Annotated in this window: 20 protein-coding genes; 8 read left to right on the top strand and 12 right to left on the bottom strand. The window is 66.9% G+C overall.

Annotation, left to right across the window (positions count from 1 at the left end; translation table 11 throughout):
* Positions 1–8: 8 nt before the first annotated feature.
* The 3 genes from ACTHQV_RS15590 to ACTHQV_RS15580 all read right to left on the bottom strand — a co-directional run bounded on the left by ACTHQV_RS15590 (position 9) and on the right by ACTHQV_RS15580 (position 4,906).
* Positions 9–1,301: a serine hydrolase domain-containing protein gene (locus ACTHQV_RS15590; protein WP_440491554.1), complete on the bottom strand. Its 1,293-nt coding sequence runs from the start codon at positions 1,299–1,301 to the stop codon at positions 9–11.
* A gap of 141 nt (positions 1,302–1,442) precedes the next feature.
* The gene (locus ACTHQV_RS15585; protein ID WP_440491553.1) at positions 1,443–3,335 is read right to left on the bottom strand and encodes an Ig-like domain-containing protein; all 1,893 of its coding nucleotides are present in this window, start codon (positions 3,333–3,335) and stop codon (positions 1,443–1,445) included.
* 617 nt (positions 3,336–3,952) lie between these two features.
* Positions 3,953–4,906, bottom strand: coding sequence for a GGDEF domain-containing protein (locus tag ACTHQV_RS15580; RefSeq protein ID WP_440491552.1), 954 nt, complete (start codon positions 4,904–4,906; stop codon positions 3,953–3,955).
* 184 nt (positions 4,907–5,090) lie between these two features.
* Here ACTHQV_RS15580 and ACTHQV_RS15575 point away from each other — a divergent pair, with 184 nt between their 5' ends.
* The 6 genes from ACTHQV_RS15575 (at position 5,091) to ACTHQV_RS15550 (ending at position 11,030) form a co-directional block, all read left to right on the top strand.
* Positions 5,091–6,575, top strand: coding sequence for an efflux transporter outer membrane subunit (locus ACTHQV_RS15575; RefSeq protein WP_440491551.1), 1,485 nt, complete (start codon positions 5,091–5,093; stop codon positions 6,573–6,575).
* Positions 6,575–7,957: an efflux RND transporter periplasmic adaptor subunit gene (locus tag ACTHQV_RS15570; RefSeq protein ID WP_440491550.1), complete on the top strand. Its 1,383-nt coding sequence runs from the start codon at positions 6,575–6,577 to the stop codon at positions 7,955–7,957. The genes ACTHQV_RS15575 and ACTHQV_RS15570 overlap by 1 nt, the downstream gene beginning before the upstream one ends.
* Positions 7,947–8,669 (top strand): ABC transporter ATP-binding protein, encoded by a 723-nt coding sequence (locus ACTHQV_RS15565; RefSeq protein WP_440491549.1) that lies wholly within the window; start codon positions 7,947–7,949, stop codon positions 8,667–8,669. Before ACTHQV_RS15570 ends, ACTHQV_RS15565 begins: the two co-directional genes overlap by 11 nt.
* 196 nt (positions 8,670–8,865) lie before the next feature.
* The gene (locus ACTHQV_RS15560; RefSeq protein WP_440491548.1) at positions 8,866–10,074 is read left to right on the top strand and encodes an ABC transporter permease; all 1,209 of its coding nucleotides are present in this window, start codon (positions 8,866–8,868) and stop codon (positions 10,072–10,074) included.
* Positions 10,071–10,556 (top strand): peptide-methionine (S)-S-oxide reductase, encoded by a 486-nt coding sequence (locus ACTHQV_RS15555; RefSeq protein WP_440491547.1) that lies wholly within the window; start codon positions 10,071–10,073, stop codon positions 10,554–10,556. The genes ACTHQV_RS15560 and ACTHQV_RS15555 overlap by 4 nt, the downstream gene beginning before the upstream one ends.
* Before the next feature lie 171 nt (positions 10,557–10,727).
* Complete coding sequence (locus tag ACTHQV_RS15550; RefSeq protein WP_440491546.1) at positions 10,728–11,030, top strand: hypothetical protein; 303 nt, start codon at positions 10,728–10,730, stop codon at positions 11,028–11,030.
* Between the two features lie 27 nt (positions 11,031–11,057).
* Here the strand turns inward: ACTHQV_RS15550 and ACTHQV_RS15545 are convergent, their stop codons facing one another.
* The 8 genes from ACTHQV_RS15545 to ACTHQV_RS15510 form a co-directional block, all read right to left on the bottom strand.
* A complete protein-coding gene (locus ACTHQV_RS15545; RefSeq protein ID WP_440491545.1) occupies positions 11,058–11,477 on the bottom strand; it encodes a c-type cytochrome in 420 nt (139 codons plus the stop codon).
* The gene (locus tag ACTHQV_RS15540; RefSeq protein WP_440491544.1) at positions 11,470–12,345 is read right to left on the bottom strand and encodes a cytochrome c oxidase assembly protein; all 876 of its coding nucleotides are present in this window, start codon (positions 12,343–12,345) and stop codon (positions 11,470–11,472) included. Before ACTHQV_RS15540 ends, ACTHQV_RS15545 begins: the two co-directional genes overlap by 8 nt.
* Positions 12,333–12,641 (bottom strand): hypothetical protein, encoded by a 309-nt coding sequence (locus ACTHQV_RS15535; RefSeq protein WP_440491543.1) that lies wholly within the window; start codon positions 12,639–12,641, stop codon positions 12,333–12,335. The genes ACTHQV_RS15540 and ACTHQV_RS15535 overlap by 13 nt, the downstream gene beginning before the upstream one ends.
* Positions 12,638–13,255 carry a cytochrome c oxidase subunit 3 gene (locus tag ACTHQV_RS15530; RefSeq protein WP_440491542.1) on the bottom strand — a complete coding sequence of 206 codons (618 nt, stop codon included), beginning with the start codon at positions 13,253–13,255 and terminating at the stop codon, positions 12,638–12,640. The genes ACTHQV_RS15535 and ACTHQV_RS15530 overlap by 4 nt, the downstream gene beginning before the upstream one ends.
* Positions 13,252–15,144: a cbb3-type cytochrome c oxidase subunit I gene (locus ACTHQV_RS15525; RefSeq protein WP_440491541.1), complete on the bottom strand. Its 1,893-nt coding sequence runs from the start codon at positions 15,142–15,144 to the stop codon at positions 13,252–13,254. Before ACTHQV_RS15525 ends, ACTHQV_RS15530 begins: the two co-directional genes overlap by 4 nt.
* The gene (locus tag ACTHQV_RS15520; RefSeq protein WP_440491540.1) at positions 15,141–16,103 is read right to left on the bottom strand and encodes a cytochrome c oxidase subunit II; all 963 of its coding nucleotides are present in this window, start codon (positions 16,101–16,103) and stop codon (positions 15,141–15,143) included. Before ACTHQV_RS15520 ends, ACTHQV_RS15525 begins: the two co-directional genes overlap by 4 nt.
* Entirely contained in the window at positions 16,085–16,582 is a 498-nt protein-coding gene (locus ACTHQV_RS15515; protein WP_440491539.1) for a c-type cytochrome, read from the bottom strand. Before ACTHQV_RS15515 ends, ACTHQV_RS15520 begins: the two co-directional genes overlap by 19 nt.
* 110 nt (positions 16,583–16,692) lie before the next feature.
* Entirely contained in the window at positions 16,693–16,947 is a 255-nt protein-coding gene (locus ACTHQV_RS15510) for a hypothetical protein (RefSeq protein ID WP_440491578.1), read from the bottom strand.
* Between the two features lie 100 nt (positions 16,948–17,047).
* Between ACTHQV_RS15510 and ACTHQV_RS15505 the strand changes: the two genes are divergently transcribed.
* On the top strand, positions 17,048–18,976 hold the full coding sequence (locus tag ACTHQV_RS15505) for a beta-N-acetylhexosaminidase family protein (RefSeq protein WP_440491538.1): 1,929 nt from the start codon (positions 17,048–17,050) through the stop codon (positions 18,974–18,976).
* A gap of 87 nt (positions 18,977–19,063) precedes the next feature.
* Entirely contained in the window at positions 19,064–21,151 is a 2,088-nt protein-coding gene (locus tag ACTHQV_RS15500) for a catalase (protein ID WP_440491537.1), read from the top strand.
* 142 nt (positions 21,152–21,293) lie between these two features.
* Here ACTHQV_RS15500 and ACTHQV_RS15495 read toward each other — a convergent pair whose 3' ends face one another.
* A complete protein-coding gene (locus ACTHQV_RS15495) occupies positions 21,294–21,629 on the bottom strand; it encodes an AprI/Inh family metalloprotease inhibitor (protein ID WP_440491535.1) in 336 nt (111 codons plus the stop codon).
* Positions 21,630–21,751 lie beyond the last annotated feature (122 nt).

Genomic DNA, 21,751 nt, shown 5'->3' with positions numbered 1-21,751 from the left:
GTTAGCCTCTATTGCAGCGCCTGATAGATCAGCGCGCGCAGCTTGCCATGGTCATCGATATTCCCGGCGGGCAGCAGCTGGGTCATGTAGACGACGGTCAGCCGCTCGGCCGGATCGACCCAGTAGCTGCTGTGATAGGCGCCGCCCCAACCGAACTCGCCGACCGATCCCGGCTCGCCCGCCTTGCCAAGATCGGTGCGCAGGCTGAACCCCAGACCGAAGCCCTTGCCCGGTTCGTAGGGGATGTCGACCAACTGGTCGCTGGTCATCAGCTCGACCGTCTTGCGGCCAAGATAGCGCCGCCCGTCCAATTCACCCCCACGCCGGAGCATTTCGAGGAAGCGGCTGTAATCGGCCGCGGTCGACAACAGCCCTGCGCCGCCCGACAGCGCCACGCGAGGCCCCCGCAGATAATGGCCCTGCCCGACATGGCCGCCGCCTTCCCATACGCCGGGATCGGGATTGCGGCGCACCCCGGCGGGGTCGACGGCATAGACGGTGGCGAGCCGCCCCGCCTTGGCCGGCGGCAGATAGAAGGATGTGTCGCGCATCCCGAGCGGGCCGATCAGCCGTTCGTTCAGAAAGGCGTCCAGCTTCTGTCCGCTGATCTTTTCGACCACTACGCCCAATATGTCGGTGTTATAGCCATAGACGAACTTGGTGCCCGGCTGCTCGGCCATCGGCAGCGCCGCCATCCGCTCGACGACATCGGCGACGGGTTCGTTCCGATCGGCGAAATACCAACCGAAGATGCCGGCATCGCGCCACGCCTTTTCGGCCGGGCCGCCCCCATAGGAAATGCCGGCAGTGTGGGTCAGCAGGTCGCGGATGGTGATCGCGCGCTTGGCGGGAACGACGTCATAACCGCCTTGGTCGTTGGCGACCGCGACCGTCGTCTTACGCCACGCGGGCAGATAGTTGCCGACCGGATCGGACAGCAACAGCTTGCCCTGCTCCATCAGCATCAGGATGGCAACGCTGGTCAGCGCCTTGGTCTGCGACGCGATGCGGAAGATCGCGTCCTGCCGCATCGGATCGCGGGCTTCCTTGTCGCGCCAGCCCACCGCATCGGCATAGACGGTGCGGCCGTCCTGCTGGATCTGCACCACCGCGCCGGCGATCCGCCCCTGACCGACATAGGCTTTCAGCAGCGCCGACAGCCGCGCCATCCGTTCGGCGGAGACGCCCGATGCCGCGCGCGCCGGCGTTGGCGCGACCTGCGCATGCGCCACGGAGAGCGCCGGCAACGCGGCAAGCAACATGGCGGCCACGAGCGACCGGCCCCGGAATTTCAGCGACATGACCCCTCCCTCATCGTTGCCGCCTGCATAGCGGAACGTAGGGGCCGCGGACCAGCGCGTTTCCGTCGCCCAAACGGAAACGGACGCCGATCCGCTGTCGCCAGCGCATCGACGCCCGTTTCGGCGACCTATGGTACCGGATCAGGCGAGGACGAGGCCACCGACCCCGGCATCCGATCCGATCAGCGAATAGACGTAATAGGTCACGCCGTCATTGGTGACCGATCCGTCATACTCGACCTTGGTCAGCGCATTGCCATCGACATCGGTCATGGTGATCGAGCCGGTGCCGTCGGGCAGCGAGATATTGCCCTTGCTGCCCATGATGATGCCGTCGTTGTTACCGTCGAACAGCTTGGTGGTCGTCACGATCAGGTCGTGCTTGCCGAAGTGATTGATCGTGTCGTCGCCCAGATCGACGCCCAGACGGGTGTCGAAGAAGAATACGTTCTTCGATTTGTCGGCGGCGTCGCCCCAGAAGACGTTGTCGCCGAACGTGCCTTCCTTCGCACCGCGCGGACGGACGCTGTCGTCGCGATAGATGAAGTTGCCCTCACCATCGCTGCCGAGCAGACGCAGCGCCGACACGCCCTCGATCTGCACCGTATCGCCGGTCGCGTCGAGGGTGAGGCGGTTGTTGCTGAGGCCGATGTAATTGTCGTTGTTATAGTCGTAGAGCTTCTTGTCGATCACCAGCAGGTCGTCCGACCCGAAGTTGACGATCCGGTCGTTGCCCGACACGGCGCCCGAAGCGAAGTAGAAGGCGTCCGAACCGGTCGTCCCCTTGAGCACTTCGTTGGCGGTGCCGCTGCCGTTGATGATGTTGTAGCTCTGGAGCAGGTCGAGCACCGGGTCGACGATCGGATCGACGACGACCGGCGCCGCTTCGACGGTCAGCTTTACGGTGCCGTTCGTCTTGTTGACGCCGTCCGACGCCGCATAGACGAAGCTGTCGCTGCCGCTCCACCCGGCCTTGGGCACATAGACGAACGAGCCGTCGGCCGAGAACTGGATGGTGCCGTTGTTGGGGCCATCGACCAGGCTGGCGGTGAGCGCCTTTCCTTCGGGATCGCGGTCGTTCGACAGGACGTTGCCCGACAAACGGCCGTCTTCCTTACCCGAAAACGCATCCGAACCCACGACCGGCGCGAGATTTTCGACGGGCGGCGGGGGCGGTGGCGTGGGCGTGGTGTCCGCGCCCTTGTCGATCTGCGCGATCGTCGCCTTCAGATTGTCGGTGACGCCCATATACATGGTGATCTTGGTCGACTGGCCAGCCTTCAGCGTGCCGAGGCTGAAGGTCAGGTTCAGCGTCTCGTCGATGGTCCTGGCATAACCCTCGGCCTGCGAAGTCGCCTTCGACGCATAGGGATCGAGATTGACGAAGCCGTAGAAGGAGGCGTCGGCGCGCGAGTCCTGCGAATACAGGAAGAAGGGGGTGTCCTTCTGCAGCATCGCCGTCACCAGCGCGCCCTTGTCGTCCTGCTGTTCGATCTTGTTCGCGGTCGCGAACTTGCCCGACTGGTCGGGGTCGGCGGTCCGCATGTAGCGGACGTCGCTCATCGTCGACGACGAATTGTTGGTCAGCGTGACGTCGATGCGGATGTATTTCGCGTCGTCGGCCAAGGTGATCTTCTGCGCGATGGCCAGATCGTCCTTGGTCGAGCCGGCCCAGTTGGCGACGCCATTGCCCTTGCCCGAGGCATCGCTCAGCGTGCCCTTGATCTGGTAATAGCCGGTCAGCAGCTGGTTGCTCTGCACAACCTTCGTCGAACCGATATTATAGCCGACGTTGAACCCTTCGATCGAACGGCCCTGGAGCAGCGCGTCGTCGAGCGTCGTGCTCGAACCCTTATCGAAGCCGTCGAGATCGGCGAACATGCCGATCCGCAGAAAGCCGGAATCCGAATCGGTTTCATACCCCTTCGGAGCATTCTTGGTCGTGCCGAGCCCTCCCCATTCGTTGATCCCTATCCCAAGATAGGTCCCCTGCAAGAATAGTTCACCGTTAGAAACCAGGCTAGAAATAGTCATCAAAATCCCCGCTCGAACTGCTAGATTCAGATTGTTGCCAAACATGCGACAGCATGCCGTCCGAAGACGACCGGGCCGCTCTCCCCCGATCCATAATACGACTTTTGGAAATACTTGTTACAACGATACAGGCAGACACCGCCGACCGCGTTACTTGTCACGCGATCAGCACGACCCCGAAGTTCGTTGCCGTTATTGTGGCGCTAAGCGAAGCCTCCTTCACCGTCGATAGTCCGGCGATGAGACGTTCAAGATTCGCGCCAAATTGGCACAGTCGAAGGAACCGAAATCGTGCAATGCATTTCATCGACGGATCGGAACGTTTCGTCGTAGCCGAAAATGGCGCCTCGGCACCGATTTGCCGGGTTGCCGGCAAGCGTTGTGCGCTACTTTGCCGGCCCGTTTACCATGATTCGCAACGAGTTATAATATCTCATCAAATTGCTTGTCAGCAGCCCTGTTCGCTGCGCCGCGGCAGCGCGCAAAACCGTACCGTTGCGACGGTCCGCCGGCGCCCGCGGACGAACGTTCGATCATTGCCGCAGCGGCGACGGTTCGACTTGCCGCGGCAATACGCCCCGCAAGTAATCGTGCGAACCAATACTGTGCGACGATCGTCAGGCGATCTCGATCAGCCGCGCTTCGGCCAGCACGCGGTTGCCGCCCTGTTTGCGGGCCTTGCGCGACAGGCGCACCGCCGCCTTGGTCACGTCGCGCGGCAGCCGCCCGCGACTGGTCGCGACGCCGGCCGACAGCGTGACCTGTCCCAGCGGCTCGTCGGTCTCGCGCACCTTCAGGTGACGTGACGCCATTTCGGCGACCGCGCTTTCCAGACGCGCGATGCCGGTCGCCAGATCGGGTTCGTCGATGACGGTCAGGAACGACGCGTCGCCCCAGCGCCCGACCTGATAGGGGGCACAGGCATCCTTCAGCGTCATCGCCGCGGCCTTGAGCACCCGGTCGCCCATCGCCGGCCCGTGGGTCGCGACGAACTCGTCGAGTTGGTCGATATCGACCACCGCCACCGAACAATGGCCGATCGCGGTCAGGCAGGCATCGAGGCGTTCGACCATCGCCTCCCATCCCGGCAGGCCGGTCAGCGGATCGCGCCCCATTTCCTCGCGCACGCCGTTCAGCGTGTCGCGCAGCACCTGCGCCTGTTGCAGCGCCGCCGACAGCGAGCTTTCCGCCTGTGCCGTGCGTTCGATCATGAAGACGACCAGCCGCTGGATTTGGTGCGGTTCGGCCGAGACCAGTTCGGCGGCGGTGCGGGTCAGGTCCTGGTTCAGCCCGCCGGTCGCCGATGCGACCTGGGTCAGCAGTTCGAGTAGCTGGATCGTCAGCCGATCGAACGTGCCGTCGGTGAAGGGCGAGACGGTTTCGGGCATCAGCGCGCGCACCGCTTCCTCGCGCAGCCGCACCCCGCCCTCGATCTCGCGGTCGACCGCATCGGAAAATTCCCGATCGACGCCAGCTAGATAGCGATAGGCGAACGCATAATGTTCGGGGCTGTGATCCAGCTTTTGCGCATCGAGAAACCGTAGCGCCCGTGCGCCAATACTGTCTGCCATGCTTACTCGCCACTTTCACCCGGTTGAGTCGAAGCTTAGCGCGATGGCGTTAACGGCGGGCTACCATGTTGCGGAATTTGCGGGTGTCGCCTCCGTTTCGGATCATTACCCGCCGGAAACGATCGCGACAAACTGCGACAGTTTCGTGCTGGACGATGCCGCGGTTCGGCCATATCGTTTATCAATGTTGCGCCGAACCGCCTTGCTTGGCCTCGCGTTACTGGCGAGTGCCTGTACCACCGGCCCCGCGTACCACGCGCCGGTCGATGCTGCGCTGGGCGTGCCGCCCGCCTTTTCGGTAGCGAAAAGCCAGACGCCGCGCGAGGATTTGACGCGCTGGTGGGCGCGGTTCAACGATCCGTTGCTGGTCACGCTGGTCGACCGCGCCGCCGCCGACAATCTCGACGTGGCGCAGGCGGTCGCGCGGTTGCGGCAGGCGCGCGAGCAGCTGGTGCAGAGCCGCGCGTCGCTGTTCCCGCAACTGTCCGCCTCGGGCAGCTACTCGCGCCTCGAAGTGCTGCGCGGCGGCGGCGGCACTACCACCCTGCCCGACGGCACCATCGTCCAGCGCAATATCGGCGCGTCGGACAGTTTCTCGGTCGGGGGCGATGCGCGCTACACCGCCGACATCTTCGGCGGCATTGCCAGCGGTATCGCCGCGAGCCGGGCGCAGCTGGACGCTACCCGCTACGACTATGCGACAGTGCTGCTGTCGGTGCAGTCGGAGATCGCGCGCAACTATCTGACCGCGCGGCTTGCGCAGGCACAGCTCGCCAATGCCCGCGCCTCGATCGCGCTGCAGGACGACAATCTGGAGATCGCCGGTTTCCGGGTGCAGGCGGGTCTCGTCTCCTCGCTCGATGTCGAACAGGCGCGCACGGCCCGCGCGCAGACCGCCGCGCAATTGCCGCAGATCGAGGCGAGCTATGCCGCCGCCGTCGCGCGTCTCGGCGTGCTGACCGGGCAGGCCCCCGGCGCGCTGCGAACCGAAATGGCACGGGCCGCCGCGATCCCGAGCGCCGATGCGCGGATCGGCACCGGCATCCCCGCCGACACGCTGCGGCTGCGTCCCGATGTGTTGGCGGCCGAGCGCAACCTCGCCGCCGCCGTCGCGCAGATCGGGGTAGCGACCGCGCAACTTTATCCTGCGCTCAGTCTTGGCGGCACGGTCGATACCAATGCGACGTCGTTCACTGCGCTGACCGACATCATCAACGGCCGCCTGTTCGCCTCGATCGCGCAGACCATCTTCGATGGCGGGCGGCTGCGCGCGCAGGTGCGGGGACAGCGCGCCGCTGCCGATGCCGCCTTCGCCGCGTACAAGCAGACGGTGCTGACCGCGCTGGAGGATGTCGAGAATGCGATCGTCTCGCTCGACAGCGCCACCGCGCGCGAGCGGGAATTCACCGTCGCCGCCGATGCCGCGCGCAATTTCGCGCTGCTCTCCCGGCTGCAATATCGATCGGGGCTGACCGACTTCACCACGCTCAACCAGGCGGAATCGTCGCTGTTGTCGGCGCAGAACGGGCTGGTGCAGGCGCGGGCCGACCGGGCGACCGCACTCGTCCAATTGATGACCGCGATGGGTGGCGGATGGAGCGACGCCGCCATCCCCGACCCCGTCACCGCCCCGACCCCCGACCGCGCCCAATATACCAAGGACCGCTGATGGCCGATCCGACCGACCCCGATCTCGATCAGTTCCTGCGCGTCAAGGCGCAACCGCGCTGGCGCAAATGGCTGAAATGGGCACTGATCGCGCTGGGCGTGGTGTTGCTCGGCCTCGCGGTGCGCAGCTGCGTGAAGGGCGACGACGCACCGAAATATGCGACGAGCGTGATCGGACAGGCGCCGTTGACCGTCACCGTCTCGGCCACCGGCAAGCTCGCGCCGACCAACCAGGTCGAGGTCGGATCGCAGCTGTCGGGCCTCGTCACGCAGGTCGTCGCCGACGTCAACGACAGGGTCCGCGCCGGGCAACCGCTGGCGCTGATCGATCCCGAACAGCTCGACGACGCGATCCGGCAGGGGCAGGCGCAGGTCAGCGCCAATCAGGCACAGGTCGCGACCGCACAGGCGACCTTGTCCGAAGCCCGCGCGCAGTTGCAGCGGCTCGAGGAAGTCCGCCGCCTGTCGGGCGGGCGGGTCCCCTCCGCCACCGAACTCCAGACGCAACAGGCGGCGGTGCAGCGCGCCGAAGCGGGCGTGCGACAGGCGCAGTCCAACGTCGTCGCCGCGCGCGCGCAGCTCAATTCCAGCCAGACGCAGCGCTACCGGGCGATCATCCGCTCGCCGGTCAATGGGGTGGTGTTGGCGCGGCAGGTCGAACCCGGCCAGACCGTCGCCGCGTCGTTCAACACCCCGACTTTGTTCGTCATCGCCGAGGATCTCAGCCAGATGAAGCTCGAGGTCGCGATCGACGAGGCCGATGTCGGACAGGTCAGGGACGGCCAACGCGCCGACTTCACTGTCGATGCTTTCCCCGGGGAAACTTTCCCGGCGAAGATCACCCGCGTCGACCTTGGCTCCAACCTGTCGGCGCAATCCTCCACGAGCAGCAGCACGACGAGTGCGGCGAGCACCACCGGACAGGTCGTGTCCTATGCGGCGACGCTGTCGGTCGCCAATCCGAACCTGAAGCTGCGCCCCGGCATGACCGCGACGGCCGAGATCGTGACGCTGGAACGCCCGCGCGCGCTGCTGATCCCCGATGCCGCGCTGCGCTTCCGCCCGCAGGACGGCGATGCCTCGGCGGGCGGCGGCGGTCTCGCCAGCGCTTTCGGTCCGCCCCGGCGGCGGCGCGGCGGCGGGCAGGAGAAGGCGGCGACGATCGGTCGCGGGTCGCAGCAGACCGTCTATATCCTCGGCGACGACGGCAAGCCGCAACCGGTGCAGATCACCACCGGCAACAGCAACGGTGCGATGACCGAGGTGACCGGCGGGGGTCTGCGAGCGGGAATGAAGGTCATCACCGCGCAACTGGCCGACCCCAGCGGCAAGAGCAGCAAGGGCGGCGCGTCGAAGGGCGGCGGGGGTCCGCGTGGCAACTGACGCCCCCCTCATCCAACTGCGTGGCGTCACCAAAAGCTATGGCGAGGGTGCGACGCAGTTTCAGGCGCTTAAAGGTGTCGACCTCGACATAGCCGCAGGCGATTTCGTCGCGGTGATGGGACCGTCGGGATCGGGCAAGTCGACGACGATGAACATCCTCGGCTGTCTCGACGTGCCGACCGGCGGCATCTTCCTGTTCCGCGGCCACCATGTCGAACGGCTGAACCGCGACCAGCGCGCGCTGCTCCGGCGCAATTATCTCGGCTTCGTGTTTCAGGGGTTCAACCTGCTCAGCCGCACCACCGCACTCGAAAATGTCGAACTGCCCCTGCTCTATCGCGGCGATGCGAAGGCGGAGCGGCGGCGGGCGTCGATTGCGGCGCTCGAAAAGGTCGGGCTCGACAAATGGTGGGACCATACCCCCGCCGAACTGTCGGGCGGACAGCAACAGCGCGTCGCCATCGCCCGCGCGATCGTCACCAATCCCGACGTGCTGCTGGCCGACGAGCCGACCGGCAATCTCGATTCCGAACGATCGGTCGAGATTATGCGGCTGCTGACCGACCTGAACCGGACGAGCGGCATTACCGTGCTGATGGTGACCCACGAACCCGATATGGCCGCGTTCGCGCGGACGGTGGTGCACTTCAAGGACGGGCTGGTCGAGCGGATCGAGGCCAACCATGCGCAGGGGGAGGTGGTGGCGTCATGAGTCTCCAACCCCCCTCCCCACGCCTCCCGTTTGGTTCGAGCAGCTTCGAGCCTGTCGAGAAGCGTCCGTCGAGAACGGCCAGCCCCGAACGGAACCGACATAGGTCGCCCCAGCGGAACCCCGTTCTCGACACGCGCTCTCGACAAGCTCGATCGCTGCTCGAACCGAACGGCAATTTTTGGGGAGGGACAACCCGATGCTAGGCACCACCTTCCTCCTCGCGATCCGCTCGATCCTGCGCCACAAGCTGCGCTCGTTCCTCACCACGCTCGGCATCATCATCGGCGTCGCAGCCGTCGTGACCATCTCGACGCTTGGCCAAGCCACGACCAGCGCGGTGCAGTCCAACATCGCCAGCCTCGGCAGCAACATCCTCCAGGTCCGCCCCGGCCAAGGCTTCGGGCGCGGCGGTGGCGGGCCGCGTCCGCCCGATTTCGACGAGGCGGATGTGGAAGCGATCCACGACCAGATCGCCGGCGTCACCGCCGTCGCCCCGCAGGCGCAATCGACCGCCACCGCCATCTATAACGGCGCCAACTGGTCGACGACGATCAACGGCACCACCAACGCCTATTTCACCGTCCAGCCCTGGCCGTTGGTGTCGGGACGCACCTTCACCCCGGCCGAGGAAGCGGCGGGCAAGGCGGTGTGCATCATCGGCAATACCGTGCGCACCAATTTGTTCGGCGGTGGCGAGGCGGTGGGTTCCCGCTTCCGCATCGGCAATGTCAGCTGCGACGTGATCGGCACCTTGAGCACGCGTGGACAGGCCGGGTTCGGCGGCGATCAGGACGATGTCGTCATCATGCCGATCAAGACGGTGCAGCGCCGCTTCACCGGCAATCGCGACATCCGCCTGATCCTGGTCGGGGTGAACCCCGCCTATGACGGTGCACAGGTCCAGCAATCGCTTACCCAGCTGCTGCGCGAACGGCGCAACATCTCGGGCGGGAAGGAAGACGACTTCAACATCTTCGACACCGCGCAAATCTCCGCCACCATCACCAGCACCACGACGCTGCTGACGACGATCGTGTCGGCGGTGGCGGCGATCAGCCTGCTGGTCGGCGGGATCGGGATCATGAACATCATGCTGGTGTCGGTGACCGAACGCACGCGCGAGATCGGCATCCGCCTGGCGATCGGCGCGGTCGCCTCCGAAGTGCTGCTGCAGTTTCTGGTCGAGGCGGTCGCCCTGTCCTGTCTCGGCGGACTGATCGGGCTGCTGATTGCGCAGGCGGCGGTTGCCGGGCTGTCGATCGCCAGCGACCTGCCGTTCCTGTTCGTGCCGCAGGTCAATGCGCTGGCGTTCGGGGTGTCGGCGCTGATCGGGGTCGTGTTCGGTTATTTCCCTGCGCGTCGCGCCGCCTCGCTCAATCCGATCGACGCGCTTCGCCACGAATGATGCGCATCGGCCTAGGCGGTGGCTGCCATTGGTGTACCGAGGGCGTCGTGCAGGCTTTGCGGGGGGTGATGCAGGTCGATCAGGGTTTCCTGCGCGCCGATCCGCCGTTGGACGCGTGGGCGGAGGGCGTGGTCGCGACCTTCGATCCCGTCATGCTGCCGCTCGACACGCTGATCGAGGTGCATCTGCGCACCCATTCGGGCGGCAGCGGCTATTCACCCAACGGCCGCTATCGCAGCGCCGTCTATGTCTGCGAAGCGGGTCAGGACGACGTTGCCGCTACGGTCATCGCCCGCGTCGCGGCGGAACGCGGTGAAGCGGCGCGGACGCTGATCCTGCCGCTTCGCGACTTCAAACCGTCCGAGGAGCGTTTTCGCGACTATTACCGGACCGACCCGAACCGCCCGTTCTGCCGCCGCTATATCGACCCCAAACTCGATTTTCTGCGCGCGGAGTTCGCCGCGGTCGTGCGGCCCGACTAGCCATTCCCAAAGCATGGGATTTTACACCGTTCTTTGGCGGCGAAACACACCAACTCCCCCTGCCCCGAGCCTCAAACCCACGCATTCCCGCCATTTTTCAGAACTGGCACGGTCGCTGCAAAGATACTGGCAACCCCGGAACACACCGGAATTGCACAGGGAGACAGCATCATGACCGCCATCCGTTTCGCCACTTCGATCGTCCTCGGCCTGGTTGCCGCCACCTCGGCGCAGGCCGCCGAACCCAACGCCGCCCCGGCGCCCAGCCCCGTTGCCGCGACCGCATCGGCACTGCCGCTGACCGTGACGCTGGCCGCCGGTCCCGCCGCCGTCGCGTACAAGGCGGCGCCCGATGCCCGCTACTGCTTCCGCGTCGAACGGATCGGGTCGCGCATCACCCCCCGCGTCTGCAAGACCCGCACCGACTGGCAGGCCGCCGGCGTTGACCTCGACGCGGCACTGGCCGGCCGCTGATCGGCGGGGGTCACCGGGCGTAGAGCGTCACCGGGCGTAGAGATAGGCGGCGATGTCGCGCGCCTCACCCGGGGTGACGCCCAACTCGGGCATCGCCCCACCGGACCGCAATCGCTGCGGATGGGCGATGAACCGAGCGAGCGTGTCGGGATCGTTCGACCATTCGCCCGCGATGATCGTCCGGGTGCCGATCTCGGTCAGGTCGGGGCCGATCTGGCCGGTCGCGCCGTCGATGCCGGGGATCACGTGACAGGCACCGCATTGGTAGCGGACGATCGCGATCCGGCCCCGCCCCCCGTCGCCGCCGGTCATCGCATCGGCTTGAACCCGCGCGGCGTGGCGCGTTTGCCAATACAGCGTCGCACCCGCCACCACCGCGACGCCGATCGCCGCCGCGACCAGTATCGCCAGCCAGATCAGGCTGGCGGGGACCCGGCGGCTACGCATGGGCCGGCCGCAACAGCCGCCGCACGATCACCAGCGCCGCGCCGGCATGGACCAGCCCGCCCGGCACCCACATCAACAGCCCGGCAATCTGCTGATCCTCGACCGGCGACAGTCCGAACGGGGCGAAGGCGAAGCGAGCATAGCCGGCGTACCAGGGACTTTCGGCGAACGCCATCAGCGCCCCCAGCGCCCCAGACACGATCGAGGTGACGATCAGGCACAGGGCGGCAATGCCCGGCGCCGTGCGGCGGGCGAACATCGCGCTCCAGAACAGCAGCGCGGTGACCAAGAAGCTCAGATGCTGCGCGGCATGCCACCCCGATCCCGACAACGCCCGGTCGAACAGCGCCGGGGCGTGCCACAGCCAGAGCGCCGCTGCCTGCGCCACCGTCGCGAAAACCGGCGCCGACAGCGTCCGCCATGCGCCGTGCACCACGGGCGCCGCCGCCAGTGCGCCGATCCGCTTGCGTGGCCCGGCCGGAAATGCCCAGAGCATCACCGCCAGCGGTCGCGACAGGACCAGCAGCGGCGCGGCGAGCAGCATGATTAGTTCGTGTTCGAACATATGCGCCGCAAAGGACCGCTCGCCCGCTTCGTGCAACGGCGACAGCAGGGCACCGGCCAGCACCAGCCAGCCCGTGCCGAACCGCCCCGCCGATCGCCGCAACCCGGTCTCTCCAAGCCGCGACCGGCGCGACAGCCGCCGCCACCCGACCGCGAACGCACCCGCCGCCAGCAGCAGCGGCAACAAGATCAGCGGGTCGAGCGTCCAGCCCGGCGGCTCGTCATGCGGCGCGCCGGTATCGTGCGCCCATGCCGGCACCGCCGCCACCAGCATCGCCCAGCCGGCAAGCCTCACCGCACGCATGGCGGCACCAGCAGCACGGCCAGCGTCTGGAACGCGATCGCGAGGGTGAACAGCGCGGCGATCATCGGCGCCAGTCGGGCCAGCCAGACATCGCCCCGTTCGCCGACCGCGGGCCGCAAGTGCCACACCCGCCACGCCACGCCCGCGCACAGTCCGGCGGCGGCGACGCCCCAGACCACGCCGACCCATGCACGCCGGCAATCGGCATGGAGCAGTGCCGACAGCCCCTGTTCGAACAGGAACCAGCTGAACGGCGGCACGGCGATCGCCGTCCAGGCGCGGGCGCGGACGCTCATGTCGCCCGCGGCGCCCAATAGATCAGCACATAGAGCGGCAACCAGCACAGCACGACGAAGGTCCAGTAATTGGCATTGTCCTCGACATCGGCGAACTGGTCGTCGCCGACCTGGTGGGTGAACAGCCAGACCGACAGCACCGCCGTCTCCGCGCCTTCGGTGACGAGGTGGGTGGTGTGCAGCACCAGTAACAGCCACAGCACCGATCCATAGGCATCGCGGTGCCAAGCGACGTTCAGATGCGCGAATTCGAACGCGCGCGGGATCATCAGCAGCAGCGACAACACCGCCATCGCCAGCATGCCCCAGCGCACCCCCGCCAGATGCCTGCGCCGCGCACAGCGCAACAGGCAGGCATCGGGAATGGTGGTGAGCAGCATGGCAATGGTGAACACCGCGCCCCAGAACAGGTCGGGCACCGCATCGCCCGCCGGCGGCCAGCGTCCGTGCTGCGTCATCAGGTAGAGATACGCTGCGGCGGCCAGCGCGAAGCCGGTCCCCTCGATCAGCATGAAGCCGATATTGCCCCACCACACCAGATGGCGCGGTCCGGTGGTGCTGGCGGGCAGGTGCGACAGGTCGCCCGCAATCTCGATCCCGCGCCCGAACTTCATGGCGCCACCGCCAGTGGCCCGCTGTCCGCGCGCGGCCGGGCAGGCCAGAACCAACCGATCAGGGTGATCGCGATCGGCACCGCCCCGATCGCAACGGCCCAGGGGGTGAAGATGCTGGCGATGAACATCGCCGACGTGGCGAGCGCTGCGGCGAGCGGCCAGATCGAGGGGGAGGCGCTTTCCTGTCGATAAATCGGCTCGGCATCGGTGACGCTGGTCACCAGCACCTCGCGCCGGTGGATCGCGATCCCGTCGAGCACCCGGATCGAGCGTCCATCGTTCCACATCGGGGTCAGGCTGTCGACGATCGGGGTATAGGCGACGTTCCAGGCCGGCGCAGGCGACGCCGCCGCCCATTCCAGCGTCGATCCGCGCCACGGATCGGCCCCGGCCGGGCGACCACGCCAATAGCTGCCGATCGCATTGGCGACGAACACCAGCCCGCCCAGCACCGCGATCGCGCTGCCCGCGGTCGCGACCTGGTTCAGCACCTCCCACCCCATGCCTGCCGGATAGGTGTAGATGCGCCGCGGCATCCCCATCAGGCCGAGGAAATGCATCGGCATGAAACCGAGATTGAACCCGCCGACGATCAGCACGAACGCGATCCGCCCCCAGCGCTCCGACATCAGCCGCCCGGTCGCCTTGGGATACCAGTAGCAAAAGGCACCGAAGAGCGGGAACATCGCCCCGCCGATCAGCACGTAATGCAAGTGGGCGACGATGAAATAGCTATCGGTCAGCTGCAGGTCGAGCGCGGCCGATGCGGTCATGATCCCCGACAGCCCGCCGATGACGAAGGTCGCGATGAAGCCGATCACCCACAGCATCGGCGTCGCCAACCATGGCCGCCCGCTCCACAGCGTCGCGATCCAGCAGAAGATCTGCAGCCCCGCCGGCAGGCCGATCGCCATGCTGGCTGCGGTGTAGAAGTTGTTGCCCAGCCGCGGCAGCCCGACCGCGAACATGTGATGCACCCACAGGCCGAAGGCGAGCGCGCCGATCGCCATGATCGCCAGCACGACCACGTTATGCCCGAACAACGGGCGGCGCGAGAACGTCTCGACGATCGACGAGACGAAACCGGTGGCGGGGACGAAGATGATATAGACCTCGGGATGGCCGAAGAACCAGAACAGATGCTGAAACAGCAGCACGTCGCCGCCAGCTGCGGGCGCGAAGAACTGCGTGGATACCAGCCGGTCGGCGATCAGCATCGAGGTCACCAACATGATCGCCGGCATCGACAGGATGGTCATGATCGACGCGATCAGCATCGCCCATAGGAACACCGGCATCCGCGCCAGCGTCATGCCCGGCGGGCGCATCTTCAGGATCGTCACAGCGACGTTGACCGAGGCGGCGAGCGCCGCGACCTCGGTAAAGGTAATCATCTGCGCCCAGATGTCGGCACGGTGGCCGGGCGAATAGGACGGGCCGGCAAGCGGCGGATATTCGAACCAGCCGAGATCGGGCGTGATGTCGAGCGCGTGCGCGACCCACATCGTCAGCACCCCGCCCAGATACAGCCAATAGCTGAACGCGGCGAGGCGCGGGAACGCCAGGTTGCGGGTGCCGAGCATCAGCGGTACCAGCCAGAACGCCATCGCCTCCATCACCGGTACCGAGACGAGGAACAGCATCGTCGATCCGTGGAGCGAGAAACTTTCGTTATACAGCTGCGGCGTCATCCGCGTGTTGTCGGGCACCGACAATTGCCAGCGCATGTCGAGCGCAAGCATGCCGGCAAGGAACATCAGCAGCAGCGCGGTGACGATGTAGCGCGCGGCGATCCGCTTGTGATCGACCGTCGTCAGGAACCCGCGCAACCCCGGCGGGTCGCGCCACGTCGCGTTCAATTGGTCGATGCGGTCCTGCGGCGGGATCATCGCAGGGTGCCCACATAGTCGGCGACCGCCAGCGCCTCCGCCGCCGACAGCGGCACCGCCGGCATCGACGTACCGGGTTTTAACGCCTGCGGCTGCTGGATCCAGCCCTGCAGCGCGCCGCGTGTCATCGGCAGCGTGCCCGCCGCGATCGACCGCCTTGCCGCGACATGGGTCAGGTCGGGCCCGGCCCGCCCCGCCGCCTGCGTGCCGCGCACGCGGTGGCACGCGGCGCAGCGCTGCGCGAACACGGCCTGCGCCTGCGGTGCGGCAGGCCTTGCCTGCGTCGCCAGCCAGCGGTCGAAATCGGCGGGCGCGTCGACCCTTACGTCCAGCGCCATATGCGCGTGCTGCGTCCCGCAGAATTCGGCGCATTGGCCGCGAAACCATCCGGCACGGCGCGGCGTCACATCGATCTGGTTGCGCCGGCCGGGGATCATGTCGATCTTGCCCGCGACATTGGGCACCCAGAAGCTGTGGATGACATCCGCCGATCCCAGCGCGACCCGCGTCGTCCGCCCGATCGGCAGATGCAGTTCGTTGGCGGTCTCGATCCAGCGATCGGTTCCAGGGTCGCGATATTCGATCCGCCACCACCATTGATGCCCGGTCACCCGGACCAGCAGCGCCGGATCGTCGCGCGTCGCGACCAGCGCGCGGTCGGCGACGAAGCTGCCGACGATCAGCACGCTCAGCGCGACCACGATCGCCCCCGCCGTCATCCACAGCCCCCGGTCGAGCGGTTTGTCGTCACCGCCCGACGCCATCCGTCGCCGCGCACGCCACAGGCTCCATGCGACGCCCGACAGCACCAGCGCATAGACCGCGCCGCAAACGACCGTCATCAGCACCAGCAACCGGTGCAAAGCGCACGCCTGATCGCCCGCCGGGTCGAGCGGCGACTGGTTGCCCGCACAGCCGGCGAGCAACAGCGTGGCGAGGATTATAGCGGCCCGCGCCACACGGCCCCCTGCGGCTCGGCCGACTGATCGGCGGCGCTGCGCCGACGCTTTTCGGGCGTATGCGTCGGCAGGTCGCGGATATAGGCGGTGATCTGCCACAATTGCTCGGGCGGGATGGTCCGTCCGAAACGCCCGCCATGGCCCATGGCGATCGCGCGATAGACCGCCGCGAACCCCGCGCCGTGCCGCCACCGCCCATCCGCCAGATTGCGGACCGGATCGATCCCCTCCCCATGACAGGCCGAGCAGCCATACCAGCCGAAATAGCGTCCGCCCTGCGCGATCTGATAGGCATTGCCCTGATATGCGCCGATGCGCGCGTCACCGTCGGACCGGGGCGGCGTCTGCGGCACGGTGGGCGCGACCGTCCGCGCTTCGCCGCTACATCCCGACAGCGCGGCGGCGATCAGCAGCGCCCGCCGACACATCAGCCGGCGCCGCCTGTCCTTCGCCATTCCCGTCGATTCATCCGTCGACATCGCCACCTCTTCCGCCGCAATATCATCGTATTTTCAGCGGTATGGACAGTGACGCAGGTTAGGATCGGTCGGAAAAACGGGGCGGGCACCACCATTCACGTCGCGCGCCGCTATTCCTCGACCAGGGGCACGACCTCGAACGCATAATCGCGCCAACCGCGCTGCCGGGCTGCGTCCTGTGTCGCCGCCCGCTTGCCATTGGCTTCCTTCAGCGACGCGGCATGGCCCCAGAACACCTCGGTCCTGCCGTTCTCCAGCGTGGCGACGATCCGCCAGAAATGGGTGAAGGGCGCGTTGGTCGGGCCGATCGTCTTGACCCAGCCATCGGCCATCGTCGCGGTCAGGATACGCTTCTTGCGAGCCATCGCCGTCGCATAGCCGCCATGCGGGGCGTCGTCACGCTTGCCGAGCGCCACGAAACGCTCCACCCATTGCGCGACCCGCCCCGCTGCCTTGCGAGACTATATGACCCGACGCTCCGCCCCGCTGCTCGCCCTCGCCGGCCTCGCCGCCACCCCCGCCGCGGCCGAACCGGTGACGCTGCCGATGCTGGTGCCGGCGCCGGTGTCGATGACCGCGACCGGCGGCACGATCGCGCTCGGCCGGTCGGTGGTGCTGGTCGAAGGGGCGGGCGCCGATGCCGACACCGTCGCACTGGTCCGCCGCATCCTGACCGCCGCCGGGGTCGACACGATCGTCACCGCCCGCCGCCTGCCCGCGACCATCGACCGGCCGCATATCGTCATCGGCGTCGGCGAAACCGGTGTCGTCCAGAGCGCGCTCACGCGTGCCAAGGCGACGCTCCCGACCCAGCGCGAGGGCTATGCCATCGCCGCCGGCATCGTCGGCGACAGCGGCATCGTGACGCTGGCCGGTCGCGATGCCGACGGCCTGTTCCATGCGGTGCAGACCTTTCGGCAACTGGCGAAGCGTGGGCCGATCCCGGCGCTGGTGATCGCCGACCATCCGGCGATGCCGATCCGCGGCACGATCGAGGGTTTCTATGGCAAGCCATGGTCGATGGCCGAGCGCACCGACCATCTGAACTTCCTCGCGACCGTTCAGGCCAACACCTATGTCTATTCGCCGAAGGACGATCCCTACGCCCGCGATCGCTGGCGCGATGCATACCCGGCGGCGACGCTGGGCGAACTCGGCACGCTGGCGGCGACCGCGCGGCGCAACCATATCGATTTCGTCTACGCGATCTCGCCCGGCCCGACCGTCTGCTTCGCCGATCCCGCCGACGCACAGGCGCTGGAGCGCAAGTTCGACGCGCTGCGCGGTATCGGCGTCAGCAGCTTCTATGTCGCGCTCGACGATATCGAATATGCCAAATGGAATTGCGAGGCGGACAAGGCGACCTTCGGCCCGTCGGGACCACAGGCGGCCGGCGTCGCGCAGGCGCGCTTCCTGAACGGGGTGCAGGCCTATCTGACCGCGAAACTGCCCGCCGCGCGCCCGCTCATCATGGTGCCGACCGAATATTATGATGCAAAGGACAGCCCGTACAAGGCCGCGCTGCGCAAGGATCTGAACCCACGCATCGTCGTGCAATGGACCGGGACCGACGTCGTGCCGCCCGCCATCTCGATCCCCGATGCGAAGGCCGCGACCAAGGCGTTCGGGCGCAAGACGCTGCTGTGGGACAATTATCCGGTCAACGACTATGCGCAGACGACCGGGCGGCTGCTGCTCGCGCCCTATACGCGGCGTCAGGCGGGGCTGTCGGGCGAGCTGAGCGGCATCCTGTCCAACCCGATGAACCAGGAGGCGCCGAGCCGTGTCGCCGTCGCCGGTGTCGCCGCCTTCGCATGGAACGATCGCGGCTATGATGCCGAGGGGACGTGGGTCACGACCGCGCGCGACCTGGCGGGCGGCGACGAACGTGCGACGCAGGCGCTGCTGACCTTCTTCGATACCCAGCATATGGCACCGACCTTCGGCACCCAGCCCTGGCAGGAACAGGCGCCCCGATTGAAAGCGCTGTTCGACCGGGTGCGCGATGCCATCGCCAATGGCGATGCGCCCGCACGGCAACGGGCGATCGCCGATCTGGGCGAACGCGCCGACGCCTTCGCCGCCGCGCCCGACCTGATCCGCGCCGGGCTGGTCGATCCCGGCTTCGTCGCGCAATCGCGACCTTGGCTCGACGCGATGCAGCTATGGGGCCGGGCGCTGCAACTGACCGCCGCCGGCCTGGACGCGGCGAACCAGGGCAGCGGCACCGCCACGCGCTATTTCGCCGACGCGCGGAAACTGGCCGGCGAAGCGGCGGCGGTCCGCTCGATCCCCGGCGCCACCCGCTTCGACGGCCCGGTGCGGATCGCCGACGGGGTGCTCGACCGGTTCGTCGCCGACGCGCCGACGCTGATCGTGGCGCCGGCGCGGTGACCGGGCGGGCGTTTTCGGACAAAGCACCTAACCTACCGCAACTTGCCCGGTCGCGAACCGTTGGCGTTCCGAACCAGAAGGAATGCCATGACCGACCTATCGACGCGCAATCCCGGCAACGGCGGCGAAACGCATCAGGTGACCGATGCCGATCATCCGGTGCTGACCACCAACCACGGCACCCCGGTGTCGGACAATCAGAACCAGTTGAAGGCCGGCGCACGCGGTCCGGTGCTGATCGAGGATGAAGTCTTCCGCGAGAAGATGAACCATTTCGATCACGAACGCATTCCCGAACGCATCGTCCATGCCCGCGGCAGTGCGGCGCATGGCTATTTCGAATGTACCGACAGCCTGTCCGACATCACCGTCGCCGACCTGTTCCAGAAAAAGGGCCAGCGCACCGACGTGTTCGTCCGCTTCTCGACGGTCGCGGGCGGCGCGGGTTCGGTCGACACCCCGCGCGACGTGCGCGGCTTCGCGGTCAAATTCTACACCCGCGAAGGCAATTGGGACCTTGTCGGCAACAACATCCCGGTCTTCTTCATCCAGGACGCGATCAAGTTCCCCGACCTGATCCACGCTGCGAAGATGGAGGCCGATCGCGGCTATCCGCAGGCGGCGACCGCGCACGATACCTTCTGGGATTTCATCTCGCTGATGCCCGAAGCGACCCATATGATCATGTGGGCGATGTCGGACCGTACCCTGCCGCGCACTTTTGCAAATATGGAGGGGTTCGGCGTCCACACCTTCCGCTTCATCAATGCCGAGGGGAAGTCGACCTTCGTCAAGTTCCATTGGAAGCCCAAGGCGGGCCTCGCCTCGACCATCTGGGACGAGACGGTCAAGATCGCCGGTGCCGATCCCGATTTCCAGCGCCGCGACCTGTTCGAACGGATCGACCGTGGCGATTATCCCGAATGGGAACTGGGCGTGCAGCTGTTCGACGAGGAATTCGCGAACCGCCAACCCTATGACGTGCTCGACGCGACCAAGATCATTCCGGAGGAAGTTCTTCCGGTCCGCATCGTCGGACGGATGGTGCTCGTCCGTTACCCGGACAACTTCTTCGCCGAAACCGAACAGGCGGCGTTCGTGCCCAGCCATGTCGTCCCCGGCATCGGCTTCTCCAACGACCCGCTGCTGCAGGGCCGCCTGTTCAGCTACACCGACACCCAGCTGTCGCGCCTCGGCTCGGTCAATTTCCACCAGCTGCCGATCAACAGCGCCAAGGGCCGCGCCGCGGCGGCGGGGTGTCCATTCATGAACCAACAGCGCGACGGCCACATGCAAATGACCGTCCCCAAGGGCCGCGCCAATTACGAGCCGAACAGTCTGGCAAAGGCCGGCGAGGAAGCCGGCGCGCGCGAGGATCCGGCGAAGGGCTACAAGACCTATCCGTCGGAGGAGGAGGGCCAGAAGCTGCGCATCCGCCCCGAAAGCTTCGCCGACCATTATAGCCAGGCGCGGCTGTTCTTCCGCTCGATGGACCCGGCCGAACAGGCCCACATCGCCTCCGCGCTCGTGTTTGAGCTGTCGAAGGTCAGCCTCGAGCATATCCGCATCGCGATGCTCGCCAATCTGCGCAACGTCGACGAAGGGCTGGCGGGCCGCGTCGCCGATGGGCTGGCGATGGACCTGCCCGAAGCGTCGCCGACCGCCGCGCCGGTGCTCGACATGGACCCGTCGCCGGCGCTGCGCATCATTCGCGGGCCACTCGAAAAGCATACGCTGGAGGGGCGCACCGTCGGCATCCTGATCGCCGACGGCACCGATGCGGCCGAACTGAAGACGCTGAAGGATGCGGTCAAGGCAGCCGGCGGCAATGCCATGACGATCGCGCCGAAGGTGGGCAAGGTGCCGCTGTCGGACGGATCGACGATCGCCGCCGATGCGCAGCTGTTCGGCCAGCCATCGGTCACGGTCGATGCCTGTGCGGTGATCCTGTCGGACGAAGCAGCGCAGAAGCTGACGAAGGAAGGCGCCGCCGTGCAGTGGGTAATGGACGCCTTCGGTCATCTGAAAGCGATCGGCCATAACGCCGACGCCCAGCCGCTGCTCGACAAGGCCGGCGTCGAACCCGACGAAGGGGTCACCAACCTCACCGCGTTCGTCGACGCGGCCAAGCGGCGCTACTGGGACCGCGAACCGAAGGTCCGCACGCTGGCCTGATCGTCCACCATATCCCTGCGCCGACGAGCGCTCCGCCAATCAGCTACACCGTGTCCCCGCCTTCGCGGGGACACGGTGCGGTGCGCTTCCGTAAAGATCGCGCGAAAACCAGGTACGGCGTCATAGCCGTACCCCAGCACCCCTACCCCCGCCGCAGCGTCGCGGCGCCACTCGCCAGCGTCGCCGTCCATCCGTCCGCACCACGCGCGAACAGTGCGGCGGTGCGGCGGTCGGCCGATGCCAGCGCGATACCGTCGGGCACCGGCCGCCATCCGACCGCGCCCGGCACCAGTCCGGCGAAGCAATTGCCGGCATCCTCGAGCGCCCACGCATTGGCGGATTCGACCCGCCGGGTCGTGAACACGACCGCACATTCGCCCTTGGCGGTCGCGACCAACCAGCGTCCGGCGAGCGATTCCGGCTCCTCCATCCTCAAGCTGCCGCGCGATTGGGCCGGTTCGTCGTGGGTTTGGGCCATTCCAATGTCGTCCTTCGTACCAAGCGTTGCGCAGCCAGCCGTATTGATAAAGAATACCAACGGGGCAATGCTCAAAGTCATTCCCCTAACGTACCGAAATACGCGTCCGATCCATGCGGTCG

This window comes from Sphingomonas sp. SAFR-052 (assembly GCF_051965015.1).
In the GTDB taxonomy this organism is placed as follows: Bacteria; Pseudomonadota; Alphaproteobacteria; order Sphingomonadales; family Sphingomonadaceae; genus Sphingomonas.
Note: the sequence above shows the minus strand (reverse complement) of the source record. Positions and strands in the feature narration are given on the sequence as shown.